Source organism: Mycolicibacterium lutetiense (genome assembly GCF_017876775.1).
GTDB lineage: Bacteria > Actinomycetota > Actinomycetes > Mycobacteriales > Mycobacteriaceae > Mycobacterium > Mycobacterium lutetiense.
Genome location: NZ_JAGIOP010000002.1, coordinates 884,777 through 898,347, shown reverse-complemented (window position 1 = coordinate 898,347; position 13,571 = coordinate 884,777). Strand labels below are relative to the sequence as shown.

16 protein-coding genes are annotated in these 13,571 nt (G+C 67.0%); 11 read left to right on the top strand and 5 right to left on the bottom strand.

Annotated elements, in window-relative coordinates:
- Window positions 1–24: 24 nt before the first annotated feature.
- The 6 genes from JOF57_RS13580 (at window position 25) to JOF57_RS13555 (ending at window position 6,567) form a co-directional block, all read left to right on the top strand.
- On the top strand, window positions 25–1,149 hold the full coding sequence (locus JOF57_RS13580) for a glycosyltransferase family 4 protein (protein ID WP_209917221.1): 1,125 nt from the start codon (window positions 25–27) through the stop codon (window positions 1,147–1,149).
- Between the two features lie 2 nt (window positions 1,150–1,151).
- Window positions 1,152–2,207 carry an NUDIX hydrolase gene (locus JOF57_RS13575; protein WP_209917219.1) on the top strand — a complete coding sequence of 352 codons (1,056 nt, stop codon included), beginning with the start codon at window positions 1,152–1,154 and terminating at the stop codon, window positions 2,205–2,207.
- Between the two features lie 65 nt (window positions 2,208–2,272).
- Window positions 2,273–3,184, top strand: coding sequence for a pyridoxal 5'-phosphate synthase lyase subunit PdxS (gene pdxS, locus JOF57_RS13570; RefSeq protein WP_209917217.1), 912 nt, complete (start codon window positions 2,273–2,275; stop codon window positions 3,182–3,184).
- Between the two features lie 9 nt (window positions 3,185–3,193).
- Window positions 3,194–4,042 (top strand): acyl-CoA thioesterase II, encoded by an 849-nt coding sequence (tesB, locus tag JOF57_RS13565; protein ID WP_209917215.1) that lies wholly within the window; start codon window positions 3,194–3,196, stop codon window positions 4,040–4,042.
- Entirely contained in the window at window positions 4,039–4,620 is a 582-nt protein-coding gene (gene pdxT / locus JOF57_RS13560; protein ID WP_209917213.1) for a pyridoxal 5'-phosphate synthase glutaminase subunit PdxT, read from the top strand. Before tesB ends, pdxT begins: the two co-directional genes overlap by 4 nt.
- A 60-nt stretch (window positions 4,621–4,680) precedes the next feature.
- Window positions 4,681–6,567, top strand: coding sequence for an ArnT family glycosyltransferase (locus tag JOF57_RS13555; RefSeq protein WP_209917211.1), 1,887 nt, complete (start codon window positions 4,681–4,683; stop codon window positions 6,565–6,567).
- Here JOF57_RS13555 and JOF57_RS13550 read toward each other — a convergent pair.
- Genes JOF57_RS13550 through JOF57_RS13535 form a run of 4 tightly spaced genes read right to left on the bottom strand, consistent with a single transcriptional unit; the run spans window position 6,557 to window position 9,363 of the window.
- Window positions 6,557–7,420 (bottom strand): SDR family NAD(P)-dependent oxidoreductase, encoded by an 864-nt coding sequence (locus JOF57_RS13550; RefSeq protein WP_209917209.1) that lies wholly within the window; start codon window positions 7,418–7,420, stop codon window positions 6,557–6,559. The genes JOF57_RS13555 and JOF57_RS13550 overlap by 11 nt on opposite strands.
- Complete coding sequence (locus JOF57_RS13545; protein WP_209917207.1) at window positions 7,417–8,307, bottom strand: NAD(P)-dependent oxidoreductase; 891 nt, start codon at window positions 8,305–8,307, stop codon at window positions 7,417–7,419. Before JOF57_RS13545 ends, JOF57_RS13550 begins: the two co-directional genes overlap by 4 nt.
- Window positions 8,300–8,689 carry a carboxymuconolactone decarboxylase family protein gene (locus JOF57_RS13540; RefSeq protein ID WP_209917205.1) on the bottom strand — a complete coding sequence of 130 codons (390 nt, stop codon included), beginning with the start codon at window positions 8,687–8,689 and terminating at the stop codon, window positions 8,300–8,302. Before JOF57_RS13540 ends, JOF57_RS13545 begins: the two co-directional genes overlap by 8 nt.
- A 26-nt stretch (window positions 8,690–8,715) precedes the next feature.
- Window positions 8,716–9,363 carry a TetR/AcrR family transcriptional regulator gene (locus tag JOF57_RS13535; RefSeq protein ID WP_209917203.1) on the bottom strand — a complete coding sequence of 216 codons (648 nt, stop codon included), beginning with the start codon at window positions 9,361–9,363 and terminating at the stop codon, window positions 8,716–8,718.
- A gap of 60 nt (window positions 9,364–9,423) precedes the next feature.
- Here JOF57_RS13535 and JOF57_RS13530 point away from each other — a divergent pair, with 60 nt between their 5' ends.
- Genes JOF57_RS13530 through JOF57_RS13510 form a run of 5 tightly spaced genes read left to right on the top strand, consistent with a single transcriptional unit; the run spans window position 9,424 to window position 12,925 of the window.
- Window positions 9,424–9,897 (top strand): hypothetical protein, encoded by a 474-nt coding sequence (locus JOF57_RS13530; RefSeq protein ID WP_209917201.1) that lies wholly within the window; start codon window positions 9,424–9,426, stop codon window positions 9,895–9,897.
- Window positions 9,898–9,900: 3 nt separating this feature from the next.
- Window positions 9,901–11,337, top strand: coding sequence for an acyl-CoA reductase (locus JOF57_RS13525; protein ID WP_209917199.1), 1,437 nt, complete (start codon window positions 9,901–9,903; stop codon window positions 11,335–11,337).
- Between the two features lie 28 nt (window positions 11,338–11,365).
- Entirely contained in the window at window positions 11,366–11,692 is a 327-nt protein-coding gene (locus JOF57_RS13520) for a hypothetical protein (protein WP_209917197.1), read from the top strand.
- Window positions 11,693–11,750: 58 nt separating this feature from the next.
- Window positions 11,751–12,506 (top strand): YebC/PmpR family DNA-binding transcriptional regulator, encoded by a 756-nt coding sequence (locus JOF57_RS13515; RefSeq protein ID WP_209917196.1) that lies wholly within the window; start codon window positions 11,751–11,753, stop codon window positions 12,504–12,506.
- The gene (locus JOF57_RS13510; protein WP_209917194.1) at window positions 12,506–12,925 is read left to right on the top strand and encodes a hypothetical protein; all 420 of its coding nucleotides are present in this window, start codon (window positions 12,506–12,508) and stop codon (window positions 12,923–12,925) included. The genes JOF57_RS13515 and JOF57_RS13510 overlap by 1 nt, the downstream gene beginning before the upstream one ends.
- Here the strand turns inward: JOF57_RS13510 and JOF57_RS13505 are convergent.
- Complete coding sequence (locus JOF57_RS13505; protein WP_209917192.1) at window positions 12,876–13,535, bottom strand: NAD(P)H-binding protein; 660 nt, start codon at window positions 13,533–13,535, stop codon at window positions 12,876–12,878. The genes JOF57_RS13510 and JOF57_RS13505 overlap by 50 nt on opposite strands.
- Window positions 13,536–13,571 lie beyond the last annotated feature (36 nt).

Genomic DNA, 13,571 nt, shown 5'->3' with positions numbered 1-13,571 from the left:
CGCGAAGAGGCGACGGAGCTAGCCATGCGTATCGGGATGGTCTGCCCGTATTCGTTCGATGTGCCGGGCGGAGTGCAATCCCATGTGCTGCAACTGGCCGAGGTGATGCGCGCGGGCGGACACTACGTCAGCGTCCTGGCGCCGTCGTCACCCGATGTGAAGCTGCCCGACTATGTGGTGTCGGGCGGCAAGGCCGTCCCGATTCCGTACAACGGCTCGGTGGCCCGGTTGCGGTTCGGGCCGGCCACCCACCGCAAGGTCAAGAAGTGGATCGCCGAGGGTGACTTCGATGTGCTGCACCTGCACGAGCCCAATGCGCCCAGCCTCTCCATGCTGGCGCTGCAGGCCGCCGAGGGGCCGATCGTGGCGACGTTTCACACGTCGACGACGAAATCGTTGACACTCAGCGTGTTTCAGGGATTGCTGCGACCCTTCCACGAGAAGATCGTCGGCCGCATCGCGGTGTCGGACCTGGCCCGTCGCTGGCAGATGGAGGCGCTCGGCTCGGATGCGGTCGAGATCCCCAACGGGGTCGACGTGCCCTCGTTCGCGAATGCGCCGCGGCTGGAGGGTTATCCGCGGCCCGGTCGTAGTGTGCTGTTCCTCGGCCGGTTCGACGAACCCCGCAAGGGCATGCCGGTGTTGCTCGGTGCGCTGCCGAAGCTGGTGCGGCACTTCGCCGATGTCGAGATTCTGGTCGTGGGCCGCGGCGACGAGGACGAGCTGCGGGAGGAAGCCGGCGAGCTGGCCGGGCATCTGCGTTTCCTGGGGCAGGTCGACGACGACGCCAAGGCTGCCGCGATGCGCAGCGCCGACGTCTACTGCGCACCGAATCTCGGCGGGGAGAGCTTCGGCATCGTGCTGGTGGAGGCGATGGCAGCCGGGACAGCCGTGGTGGCCAGCGAGCTGGATGCGTTCAGTCGGGTGCTCGACGCCGGCCAGGCCGGCCGGTTGGTGCCGGTCGGCGATGCCGACGCCCTGGCCGATGCGCTGATCGAGGTGCTCGGGGACGACGCACGGCGGGAGCGGTACATCGAGGCGGCCACCGAGCGGGTGGCGCGCTACGACTGGTCGGTGGTGGCCGGCCAGATCATGCGGGTGTACGAGACGGTGGCCAGTGCCGGGGTGAAAGTACAGGTGGGCGACTAGACATGGCCATCTGGATAGTGATCGCGGCGGTGACCGCGCTGGTCCTCCTGCTGCTCGTCGGCGGGTGGGCGTATCAGACCGCCAATCGGCTCGATCGGCTCCACGTGCGCTACGACCTGTCCTGGCAGGCGCTGGACAGCGCTCTGGCTCGTCGCGCCGTCGTGGCCCGCGCCGTCGCGGTCGATGCCTACGCCGGCGCTCCTGAGGGCAAACGTCTTGCGAAGCTGGCGGACTCAGCCGAGCGGGCCTCGCGTCCGGCACGTGAGGCCGCCGAGAACGAACTTTCTGCCGCACTGGCCGCGGTTGACCCTGCCGAGCTTCCGGTGGCGCTGGTCGCCGAGCTTGCCGATGCCGAAGCGCGGGTGCTGCTGGCGCGGCGATTCCACAACGATGCCGTCCGCGACACCCTGGCGCTGCGGGAGCGCCCGATGGTGCGGGCACTTCGACTTGGTGGAACCGCTCCGTTGCCAACCTATTTCGAGATCGTCGAACGTCCGGACTCCCAAGCCGAGGCGAACCCGGTGAGCCGTCGGACCTCCGCACGTGTGGTGCTGCTCGACGAGACGGGCGCGGTGTTGCTGCTGCACGGTAGCGACCCGGCTATGGACAATCCGGACGGGGCTCCGCGGTGGTGGTTCACCGTCGGCGGCGCTGTCCGCAAGGACGAGGACATGGCGGCGGCTGCGGTGCGTGAGCTCGCCGAGGAGACGGGGTTGCGGGCGTCGGCGGCCGAGCTGGTCGGGCCGGTGTGGCGGCGCGAGGCCGTCATCGACTTCAACGCCTCGGTGATCCGCAGCGAGGAGTTCTACTTCATCCACCGGACCACCCGGTTCGAGCCGTCGGCAACCGGGCGCACGACGCTGGAACGGCACTACATTCACGGGCACCGTTGGTGCGATGCGACAATGATCGCCGAGTTGGTTGCCGGCGGTGAGGCCGTGTACCCGCTGCAACTGGGTGAGCTGCTGGCTCAGGCCAATGATCTGGCCGAACAGTCGAGCACGCCGCTGGCGAATACGCGTGGAACCGCGGATCGGGAGCTGCAAGCCATCCGGTGATTGCGGATTTAATGGATTTGGCGGCTCTACTAGACTGAATTAGTGGGAATTTGGAGGTGATTGCGATGGATATCGCAGCGCAGAACGGTTCGAGCAACCAGACCGGTACCGCGCGCGTGAAGCGCGGGATGGCTGAGATGCTCAAGGGCGGCGTGATCATGGACGTCGTCACCCCCGAACAGGCGAAGATCGCCGAAGGCGCGGGCGCCGTCGCCGTCATGGCACTGGAGCGGGTTCCCGCCGACATCCGTGCCCAGGGCGGGGTGTCGCGGATGAGCGATCCCGACATGATCGAGGGCATCATCTCCGCGGTCACCATCCCCGTCATGGCCAAGGCGCGCATCGGGCACTTCGTCGAAGCGCAGATCCTGCAGAGCCTGGGGGTGGATTACATCGACGAGTCCGAGGTGCTCACCCCGGCCGATTACGCCAACCACATCGACAAGTGGAAGTTCACCGTGCCGTTCGTGTGCGGTGCCACCAACCTGGGCGAGGCGCTGCGCCGGCTCACCGAGGGGGCGGCGATGATCCGCTCCAAGGGCGAGGCCGGCACCGGTGACGTCTCCAACGCCACTACGCATATGCGTCAGATCGGCGGTGAGATCCGTCGGCTCACCTCGATGAGTGAAGACGAGCTCTATGTCGCGGCCAAAGAGCTGCAGGCGCCGTATGACCTCGTCGTCGAGGTGGCCCGGGCCGGCAAGCTGCCGGTGACGATGTTCACCGCAGGCGGCATCGCCACCCCGGCCGACGCCGCGATGATGATGCAGCTCGGTGCCGAGGGTGTGTTCGTAGGGTCGGGCATCTTCAAGTCCGGCAACCCCGCTGAGCGGGCCGCCGCGATCGTGAAGGCGACGACGTTCTACGACGATCCCGACGTGTTGGCCAAGGTGTCGCGCGGTCTCGGTGAGGCCATGGTCGGCATCAACGTCGAGGAGATCGCCCAGCCGCATCGGCTCGCCGAACGCGGCTGGTAAGTACCTCCTATGGCGATTGAAGAGATCCTCGACCTGGAGCAGCTCGAGGTCAACATCTATCGCGGCGGGGTCTTCAGCCCTGAGAGCGGCTTCCTGCAGCGCACCTTCGGCGGCCACGTGGCCGGTCAGTCGCTGGTCTCGGCGGTGCGCACGGTGGAGCCGACATTCCAGGTGCACTCCCTGCACGGCTACTTTCTGCGGCCGGGTGACGCCAGAGCACCGTCGGTATACATCGTCGAGCGCATCCGCGACGGCGGCTCGTTCTGCACCCGTCGGGTGAGCGCGATCCAGCACGGCGAGACCATCTTCACGATGTCGGCATCTTTCCAGACCGACCAGACCGGCATCGAGCATCAGGACGCGATGCCGGAGGCGCCGGGGCCCGATGATCTGCCCGGGTTCCGGTCCGGGGGAGCGTTCGATGACGCCGGCTTCGCGCAGTTCGCCGAATGGGACGTCCGCATCGTTCCGCGGGACCGTGTGGTGAAGGTGCCGGGCAAGGCGTCGCAGCAGCAGGTGTGGTTCCGTCACCGCGACCCGCTGCCCGACGATCACGTGCTGCACATCTGCGCGCTGGCCTACATGAGCGATCTGACCCTGCTCGGTTCGGCGCAGGTCAACCACCTCGACGTACGCAAGCATCTGAACGTGGCGTCACTCGACCACGCCATGTGGTTCATGCGGCCGTTCCGCGCCGACGAATGGCTGCTCTACGACCAGTCCTCGCCCTCGGCATGCGGTGGGCGCTCGTTGACCCAGGGCAAGATCTTCAACCGCTACGGCGAGCTGGTGGCCGCGGTGATGCAGGAGGGTCTGACCCGCTATCAGCGCGACTTCGCCCCGGCAGAGGGGCCGTGAGTCCCCGGGTCGGGGTGCTCGCGCTACAGGGGGACACGCGCGAGCATCTGGCTGCGCTGCGGGCCGCAGGTGCCGAAGCCGGAACGGTGCGGCGGCTTTCCGAACTCGATGCGGTCGACGCCTTGGTGATTCCCGGCGGGGAATCGACGGCGATGAGCCACCTGCTGCGCGAGTTCGACCTACTCGAACCGTTGCGGGCACGTATCGCCGCCGGGCTGCCCTGTTACGGCTCCTGCGCGGGGATGATCCTGCTGGCCAGTGAGATCAAAGACGCCGGTGTGCCGGGCCGTGCGGCGCTGCCACTCGGTGGCATCGATATGACTGTGCGGCGCAACGCCTTTGGTCGTCAGGTCGACTCCTTCGAGGGGGACGTCGACTTCGTCGGTCTCGACACCCCGGTGCATGCGGTGTTCATCCGGGCGCCGTGGGTCGAGCGGGTCGGGGCCGACGTCGAGGTACTGGCCCGTGCCGCCGACCACATCGTGGCGGTGCGGCAGGGCTCGATGCTGGCGACGTCCTTCCACCCGGAGGTGACGGGGGACCGGCGTATCCACAAGCTTTTCGTCGATTCGCTCTGACCCAGCAAACCCACGGCGGCCACATAGCTCAGTCATAGCCGGCGCCGACTTAATGGACGTGTGACGACGACGTTGGAGGATGCCTCCACTGAGCCTGTCCTCGAAGCCCCGCCCAGTGCCCCGCGAGTCGATCGTGGGCGCGTGGGGTTGGCAGCGCTGCTGATCGCCACGGCGGTGGCCTACCTGTGGAACATCACCGTCAACGGGATGGGCAACGACTTCTACGCCGCCGCGGTTCAGGCCGGATCGACCGGCTGGGAGGCGTGGGTCTTCGGGTCGCTGGATCCGAACAACTTCATCACCGTGGACAAACCACCGGTATCGCAGTGGGTGATGGCGCTCTCGGGTCAGCTGTTCGGATTCAGCAGCGCCAGCATGCTCATCCCGGAAGCGTTGATGGCCGTCGCCGCCGTCGCGCTGCTCCACGGGGCGGTGCGCCGGATCAGCGGCCCCCGTGCCGCGCTGCTGGCCGGTGCCGCGCTGGCCCTGATGCCGGTGACGGCGTTGATGTTCCGGTTCAACAATCCCGATGCGGTGATGGTCCTGTTGATGACGGCCGCCGCCTATTGCGCGGTGCGTGCACTGGAGCACAACGGCGCCCGCTGGATGGCATTGGCCGGTGTCGCGCTCGGGTTCGCGTTCCTGGCCAAGATGCTCGAAGGGCTGATGGTCATGCCTGCCATCGGGCTGGTCTACCTGATCGCCGCGCCCGTGACGGTCCGCCGCCGGCTGCTGCACCTGCTGGGCTCGCTGGTCGCGTTCCTCGCGTCGTCCGGCTGGTTCGTGCTGCTCACCCTGGTGTGGCCGGCCTCGTCGCGGCCCTACCTCGCAGGGTCGACCGACAACAACTTCATGAATCTGGTGTTGGGTTACAACGGGTTCGGCCGGGTCCTCGGTCACAACCACTACGGCACGCACGTCGATGTCGATCCGGTGGTGCCCGCCGGGCAGCAGCATGGTTTCGGCGGATTCGGCAATCAGACCCAGGGCCTGCCGCGATTGTTCACCGGCGAGTTCGGTTTCGAGATCGGCTGGCTGGTACCTGCCGCCCTGCTGGCGGTGGTGCTGGTGCTGGTGTCGCGTGGTCGGGCGCCGCGCACCGACATCGTGCGGGCCGGCGCCATCCTGTTCGGCACCTGGCTGGTGATCAACGGTCTGGTGCTGAGCTTCATGAAGACCAACGTCCACCCGTACTACTGCCTGTCACTGGCTCCGGCTGTGGCGGCGATGTTCGCCATCGGTATCCACGAGATGTGGCGTCGGCGTGACGACCGGCTGGGCCAGATCGGTTTGATCACCATGCTTCTGGGTACCGGAGTGTGGAGCTTCTGGATCCTGGGCCGCAACGCATTGTGGCTTCCACCGCTGCGGTGGGCGATCCTGATGGTGGCCGTCGCGGCCGCTGCCGTCATGCTGTGGGCGCTCCGTGGCGGAAACCGTAGCGCGGCGACCGTAGCACTGGCGGCGGCGCTGATCGGTGGACTGGGCGGTATGACGGGCTACACGGTGGCCACCCTGGGGCAGCCGCATACCGGTGGCGGCCCGAGTGTCGGACCGGCCGATCCCGACGACGACCACGGGCACGGCCGGCATTCCGACAATCCCGAGGTGAATGCGATGCTGCGGGCCACCACTACCAAGTGGTCGGCGGCCATCAACCGGTCCGGGGCCGCGGCCGGTCTCGAATTGTCCACCGACACCGCGGTCATGGCGATCGGTGGCTTCACCGGCAGTGATCCGGTGCCGACGCTGGAGCAGTTCCAGACCTACGTCGCCGACCGGCAGATCGCCTACTACATCCTGCCCGAGTCCAAAGGCAGCGACCACGGCGGATTCTTCGGCAACAATTCGCACACCGACATCTCCGACTGGGTGAAGGCGAACTTCATCTCCACCAAGGTGGGCGCGGACACGGTGTACGACTTGAGCGCGCCGCTCAAGAAATAGGCGTAGCGCACAGGGATTCCGAAACCTCCCAGAGCTTTTCGGCCCGGTCAGGGTCGGTGGCATAGGGTTCGGCATCGGTGCGCACCGCGCAGTCGGCCAGATACAGCCCGCCCCTGCCGTCGAGGTCGGTGCTGACGGCCGCCCACACCTGGGTGGCCGCACCCTGTTCGGGCGTGGACACCTCGATGGCATGCGAGCGGGCCTGCCCGCTGACCGCGATCACATCTTCGCGCGACATGTGCCGGGCCAGGTTGGTGGCGACCATTCCCGGATGCACGGCGAACGCGCGGACGCCCCGATCGCCAAGCCGTTGGTCGAGCGCGACGGCATGCAGGATGTTGGCGGTCTTGGCCGCGCCGTACGCGGCGAACTTGTCGTAACCGCGGCGTTCCCAGTGGGGGTCATCCAGATCGATGTCACCGAGACGATGGCCCTCCGAGGACAGGTTCACGATGCGGGTGCCCTCGACGAACTGTGGCCGCAATAGGTTTGTCAGTGCGAAGTGGCCCAGATGGTTTGTCCCGAACTGTGTTTCGAAGCCATCCTGGGTGCGGCCGAACGGGGTGAACATCACTCCGGCGTTGTTCATCAATACGTCGATCACTGGAGCGAGGTCGGCGATCTGCGGAGCTGCAGCGCGAATACTCGCCAGTGAGGCGAGATCGACGGCAACGCCGGACAGGCGTGCCTCGGGCACCTCGGCGAGGATCCGGTCCCGGGTCTCGGAGAGTGCGTCGGCGTTGCGGGACGCCAACACCACGTGCGCCCCGGCCGACGCGAGGGCCCGGGCGGACTCGCGGCCCAGCCCGGAGGTGGCTCCGGTGATCACACAGGTCTTGCCACGCATGCTCATCCGTTGCCTCCCTCGACGATGACGCCAGCGGTCTTCTCCATCGGTTTGATGACGGAGGTGAAGTCGGATTCGGGGCCTTCGGCCTGCACCGTCTGCTCCCAGATCCGTTGCACGGTCGCGGCCATCTCGACCGGCAGGCCCAGCGAAGTGGCCTCCGCCAGATACAGCCCCACATCCTTGGCCATCAAGCCGGTGGCGAACCCGTAGTCGAAAGTGCGGGGGAGTACCGCACGCGGGAACTTGTCCCGGCTGGCGTGTGTCCCGCCGGATCCGGCGTTGAGCACGTCGATCATCACGTCGGCGCTCAGCCCGGCCTTGACACCCATCACCATCACCTCGGCGGTCGCGGCCAGGGTGGTGGCGGCCATCAGGTTGTTGATCAGCTTCATGGTCTGTGCGGCACCGGGCTGTTCGGAGACGAAGATCGCCCTACCGAGCGCCTCGAAAACCGCTGCCAGCGCCTCAAATTCGGCGTGTGGACCGGACACCATGATGGCCAGGGTGCCGGCCTGGGCGCCGTGCATTCCGCCGCTGACCGGGCTGTCCAGGGCAGCGATATCCTGTGCGGCGAGCGTTGCGTGATTGCGTTGCGCTGCCCCAGCTCCCACCGTGGACAGGTCGACGAAGCGCCGGACCTTCGAGCCTTCGGCAACCTCGGTCACGACGGACTGCGACACCTGCGGTGTGGGCAGGCTGGCCAGTACGGTCTCGGCCCGGTCGGCCACATCGCGCACCGACTTGGCCGGCTGGGCACCCAGCGCGGTTGCCGTGGCCAGCACGTCCTCACGGACGTCGAAGGCCACCACCGGATGGCCGGCCGTCAACAGCCGGCCCAGCATCGGAAAGCCCATGTTGCCCAGGCCGATGAAGCCGATCGGCTCACTCATCGGCTGCCTCGTCGAGGTCGGCGAACACGGCGCGGGCCAGCCGGAAGCTGTCGACGGAGGCCGGGATGCCCGCGTAGATGCCGACCTGCAGGAAAATCTCGCAGATCTCCTCGCGGGTGACGCCGTTGGTGAGCGCGCCCCGGATGTGGGTGCTCAACTCGTTGGGCCGGTTGAGCACGGCGATCATCGCCAGATTGAGCATGCTGCGGGTCTTCAGTTCCAGGCCTTCGCGGCCCCACACGGCGCCCCAACAGTATTCGGTGACCAGATCCTGCAGTGGCTTGTTGAATGCGTCGACATTGCCGGCCGCCTTGCGGACATAGTCCTCGCCCAGGACTGCTTTCCGGATTGCCAATCCCTTGTCGTACGTGTCTTGATCCATGGTGTCCTTTCAGTTGTTGTGGCGTGTCACGGGTTTCGCGGCCTCACGCCGTCGAGGAACAGTCGCACCAAGGTCCGCATGCGTTTGTCCAGGTCGTCGGGATCCCAGGACACACCCCAGAGTGCGCCGGTGGCGGGGCCGCCGACGACCATGCTCAAGAACGCGCCCCCGACCACCGCGGGATCGTCGACCTCGATGATTCCGGCCTCGGCGTGGCGGGCGAGGACCTCGGCGATGAACGTCAGCGCCGGCATGGTGCCCTGCTCGTAGACAAGCCGGAACAGCTGGGGAAAACGGTTGCCCTCCGCGTTGAGGATGCGCTGCAAGGCGGTGCCGGCGGGGCTGGTGATCCCGGCCAACCGGATTCGGCCGATGGCGAGCAGGGTTTCCTCGAGATCGTCGGCCTCGGCCGCTCGTAGCGTCTCGATCGGGACCAGCCACCGGTCGACCGCGCGTTGTACCGAGGCTTCGAACAGTGCGGCCTTGTCCGGGTGCAGGCTGTAGATGGTGCGCTTGGCCATGCCGGCGGACGCGGCGATGGCCTCGATGGTGGAACGCTCGAATCCGTTCTCCAGGAACACTTCCAGGGCACAGTCGAGCAGTTCGAGGTGTCGCTGCTCGGCCTGTTCCCGGGTTGGCCGGCCCGCGCGGGGCCTTGACGAACTCTGGGGCATGGGTACATACTAACATTAAATGAAACGCAATAGGTGCTATTAATTCTTTCGGGAGTCACTATGACCGCAATTGACCAACTCCTTGCCTTGCAGACGGCGCCGGACCGTTACGACATCGCGCCCGCCGATGTGCAGCAGCTGCAGATTGACGCGGTGAACGAGCGGTTCGCCGAGCGGGTTGACCAGATCCCGTTGCTGCGCAACCGCGCTCAGGCTGCGGAGATCACCAAGGTGGCCCAGCGCGAGGATCTGGACGTACCGCCGTGGGTGCTGCTGCTGCCGCTGGACGAACCCGGCGAGAATATCGTCGATACCTCCGCAGGTCCGGTGCAAGTGCGCGGGGCATTCTTCGATCTGTCGTTGGACGGCCGCTGGGGTGGGGTCATCTCCGGTGACCGCATCGATGTCGATTTCGGGGCCTGCGACTGCGGCCACCAGGGGCCGACCATCGGTCCGGACATCACCCGCTATGCCGATCTGGGCGGGGACAAGATCGCCTGCTCGGGCACCATCGACGCGTACGTGGGGGGGTGAAACGTGAGCGCCGCGGTGGCCCTGTCGGCGCCGTTCGTAATCCGCGGAGAGCTGGTCGAGGGAGATGCCTCGCTGCACCGTTCCCGCGACCTCGGTGTCGACTTCGCCACGCCCGCAATTGAACTGGATGCGCTGGTGACCCCGCGCACGGAATTGCCGCCACTGTTGAACGTGCCGCTGGCCGAGATCATCGACTTTCTGGTCGAGACCGGGCAGCGGCTGGAGCTCGATGGCAATCCGCACATGCAGCGCTGTCTGGATCTGGTGGCGGAGACCAATCCGTTGCCACGCCGAGTGGTGGAAAACCTCTACCGCACCGCACCGTCCCTGCTGAACCGGGACAGCCTGTGGGCGCAGGTCGAATCCAACTTCGCCGATCCGGCCGTGCTCGATGGCTGGGTGAGCCGTACCGACGCGCCCGGGAACACCGGCGCGGTGCGGGCCTTCCCGCCCCGCATGGTGCACATGCTGGCCGGTAACGCCCCGTCCGGCTGCGTCGCGTCGATTGCCCAGAGCGCGTTGGTCAAGGGCATCAGCCTGTTCAAGATGCCCTCATCGGATCCGTTCACCACGGTGGCAGTACTGCGGACCATGGCCGAGATCGACCCGAACCACCCGGTGGTGCAATCGATGTCGGCGGTCTACTGGGCCGGCGGCGATGAGGCGATCGAACGGACCATCTACCGCCCGCAGTACTTCGACAAGATCGTGGCCTGGGGTGGCGGACCGGCGATCAACAACGTCATCAAGTACCTGGGCCCCGGCATCCAGCTGGTGTCCTTCGACCCCAAGTCGTCGATCTCGATGATCGGGAGTGAGGTGTTCGCCTCCGATCAGGTGCTCGCCGATGTCGCCGAACGGGTGGCGGCCGACACCTGCGTCTTCAACCAGGAGGCCTGCCTGGCAAGCCGATTCGTCTTCCTGGAGACCACCGACCGGGCCCAGGCTCGGCGGTTCTGCGCTGAACTTTTGCCGCGCCTGGGTGTTGACCGGGTGTTCGGATCGGCGGTGGCGCCACTGCCGCCCACCGAGATCCGCGACGAGGTCGAGGTGATGGGTGCGATGGGTGACGAACTTGAAGTGTTCGGCCGCTTCGACGGCCGCGGCATGGTCGTGCTGTCCGACGAGCCGGTGGACTTTCACCCGTCGAACAAGATCTCCAACGTGGTGATGGTGCCATCGCTCGACGACGCGGTCCGCTACGTCAACGTGGCGACCCAGACCATCGGCGTCTATCCCTTCGAACGCAAGGCCCAGCTGCGCGATGCGCTGGCCGGCGCGGGTGGCCAGCGGGTGTGCCGGGTGGGTACTGCCAACGGTCACGTCGAGGGTGGCCCGCACGATGCCATGTATCCGCTGGCCCGGCTGGTGCACTGGATGGGCGATGACGACATTCTCACCGCCGACGCCAATGCGACGCTGTCCGTAGGTGCCGGGTAGCGTCCGTGCATCGGCGTACGCTCCCTGCATGTCTGCGTCGGCGCCAACGTCCGCCCGAGGCCGGCCAGGTGTCGTCGAGTCGGTGATCAGTTGGGCCACATGGGCCGTCGTCGGCCTGATCGCCGTGGTGCTGGCGTTCGCCGCGATCTTTCCGTTGGGCTTCAGTGGGGCATTTCCCGAACAGGCGGATGAGGCCGGGAGCATTGCCGGATGGGCAGTCCTGACCCTGGCGACGGTCGTTGTCGCGCCGATCGGCATGGCGATCGGGCATTGGCGGCACTGGCACATCTGGTATTGGCCGGTGCTGTGCAGCGCCGTGGCGGGCACGACGTTCGCGTTGCTGCAGGCCCGGTAGACGGGGCCACGTAGACTGGGGGGCCGGAGTTTTAACCGGGAAAGAGGGCAGAACCTGCATGAGCGGCCATTCCAAGTGGGCGACCACCAAGCACAAGAAGGCCGTCGTCGACGCCAAGCGCGGCAAGATGTTCGCCAAGTTGATCAAGAACATCGAGGTCGCAGCGCGTGTCGGCGGCGGTGACCCATCCGGTAACCCCACCCTCTATGACGCGATCCAGAAGGCCAAGAAGTCTTCGGTTCCCAATGACAACATCGAGCGGGCTCGCAAGCGCGGCGGTGGTGAAGAGGCCGGCGGCGCCGACTGGCAGAACATCACCTACGAGGGCTACGGCCCCAACGGTGTCGCTGTGCTCATCGAGTGCCTGACCGACAACCGCAACCGCGCGGCCGGCGAGGTGCGGGTCGCGATGACCCGCAACGGCGGCAACATGGCCGACCCCGGTTCGGTGGCCTACCTGTTCACCCGCAAGGGCGTCGTGACGCTGGAGAAGAACGGCCTGACGGAGGACGACGTGCTGACGGCCGTCCTGGAGGCGGGTGCCGAAGAGGTCAACGACCTGGGGGACGCCTTCGAGGTGATCTCCGAGCCGACCGACCTGGTCGCGGTGCGCACCGCGCTGCAGGCCGCCGGCATCGACTACGACTCGGCCGAGGCCAGCTTCCAGCCCTCGGTGAGCGTGCCGGTCGACCTCGAGGGCGCGCGGAAGGTGCTCAAGCTCGTCGACGCGCTGGAGGACAGCGACGACGTGCAAGAGGTGTACACCAACATCGACATCCCCGACGATGTCGCTGCGCAACTCGACGAGGAGTAGTGGCGAGCGTCCTCGACCCTGAGGGCGTCCGATGGACGGTTCGCCGGCGCTGGTTGCCGTGGCGGCCGCGCCGAAAGATGCCTGACGACTGGAACTTCGGCGGTGCGTCCTTCAGCGACGGCGACGACATCATCAGCATCGTGCTCAATATCGCCCTGATGGTGCTGTTGATCCCGGTTCTGGTGTTGGCGCTGCTGGTGGCCGCGGAGTTCCTGCTGTTGCTGCTCCTACTGCCGCTGTGGGTGCTGGCCCGCTCACTGTTCGGAACGCCGTGGATCATCGTGGTCCGGCGTGACCGCAAGATCGTCGGTGAGGAAGCCGTGCGTGGTTGGGCCGCGACCAGCGCCCGCATCGATCAGATCAAGGCGTTCATCGCGTCGGATGCAGCGCTGCCTCGATCGGCGTCTCGCCCGAGATGACCTCGAAGGTCCGTCCCGCGGCCTCCGGCTCGTGCAGGACGGCGAGCAGCACGCGGGCGACGTCGTCGCGGGGAATGCTGCCGCGGCCGGTGGATTCGGCGATGGTGACCGTGCCGGTACCGGGCTCATCGGTGAGCCCGCCGGGCCGAACGATCGTGGTGCGTAGCCCGGTGCGTGCCCGCACGTCGGCGTCGGCCTCGGACTTCGCCCGCATGTACGCCAGGAACACCTCGTCGTAGTTCTTGTCGAGCGACCGGTCGTCGGCGGCCAAGGCCGAGACCATCACGTACCGGCCCACACTCGCGGCCTCGGCGGCGTCGGCCAGCAGGATCGCGGCGTCGCGATCCACGGTCTGTTTGCGGTCTGCCCCGCTGCCGGGACCGGCACCGGCGGCAAACACCACCGCGGCGGCGCCGCGCACCGCGTCGGCCACCTCGTTGACCGACGCCTGCTCCAGGTCCAGAACGACGGCCTCGGCCCCTGCGGCCTCTAGATCGGCCGCCTGGTCCGGGTTGCGGATGAGGCCGACTGCCTCGTCGCCCCGCGCCGACAACAGCCGCTCGAGGATCAGGGCGATCTTTCCGTGTCCACCTGCAATCACTACTCGCATGTCCCTACCTCCCTCGGACACGGTATCCCCGTTCGC

Excerpts from the sequence above, each read along its gene's own strand:
- tesB (WP_209917215.1), top strand. The coding sequence starts at position 3,194 with ATGGCGATTGAAGAGATCCTCGACCTGGAGCAGCTCGAGGTCAACATC.
- JOF57_RS13575 (WP_209917219.1), top strand. The coding sequence starts at position 1,152 with ATGGCCATCTGGATAGTGATCGCGGCGGTGACCGCGCTGGTCCTCCTG.
- JOF57_RS13580 (WP_209917221.1), top strand. The coding sequence starts at position 25 with ATGCGTATCGGGATGGTCTGCCCGTATTCGTTCGATGTGCCGGGCGGA.
- JOF57_RS13515 (WP_209917196.1), top strand. The coding sequence starts at position 11,751 with ATGAGCGGCCATTCCAAGTGGGCGACCACCAAGCACAAGAAGGCCGTC.
- JOF57_RS13530 (WP_209917201.1), top strand. The coding sequence starts at position 9,424 with ATGACCGCAATTGACCAACTCCTTGCCTTGCAGACGGCGCCGGACCGT.
- JOF57_RS13545 (WP_209917207.1), bottom strand. The coding sequence starts at position 8,307 with ATGAGTGAGCCGATCGGCTTCATCGGCCTGGGCAACATGGGCTTTCCG.
- pdxS (WP_209917217.1), top strand. The coding sequence starts at position 2,273 with ATGGATATCGCAGCGCAGAACGGTTCGAGCAACCAGACCGGTACCGCG.
- JOF57_RS13505 (WP_209917192.1), bottom strand. The coding sequence starts at position 13,535 with ATGCGAGTAGTGATTGCAGGTGGACACGGAAAGATCGCCCTGATCCTC.
- JOF57_RS13540 (WP_209917205.1), bottom strand. The coding sequence starts at position 8,689 with ATGGATCAAGACACGTACGACAAGGGATTGGCAATCCGGAAAGCAGTC.
- JOF57_RS13520 (WP_209917197.1), top strand. The coding sequence starts at position 11,366 with ATGTCTGCGTCGGCGCCAACGTCCGCCCGAGGCCGGCCAGGTGTCGTC.
- JOF57_RS13535 (WP_209917203.1), bottom strand. The coding sequence starts at position 9,363 with ATGCCCCAGAGTTCGTCAAGGCCCCGCGCGGGCCGGCCAACCCGGGAA.
- JOF57_RS13550 (WP_209917209.1), bottom strand. The coding sequence starts at position 7,420 with ATGAGCATGCGTGGCAAGACCTGTGTGATCACCGGAGCCACCTCCGGG.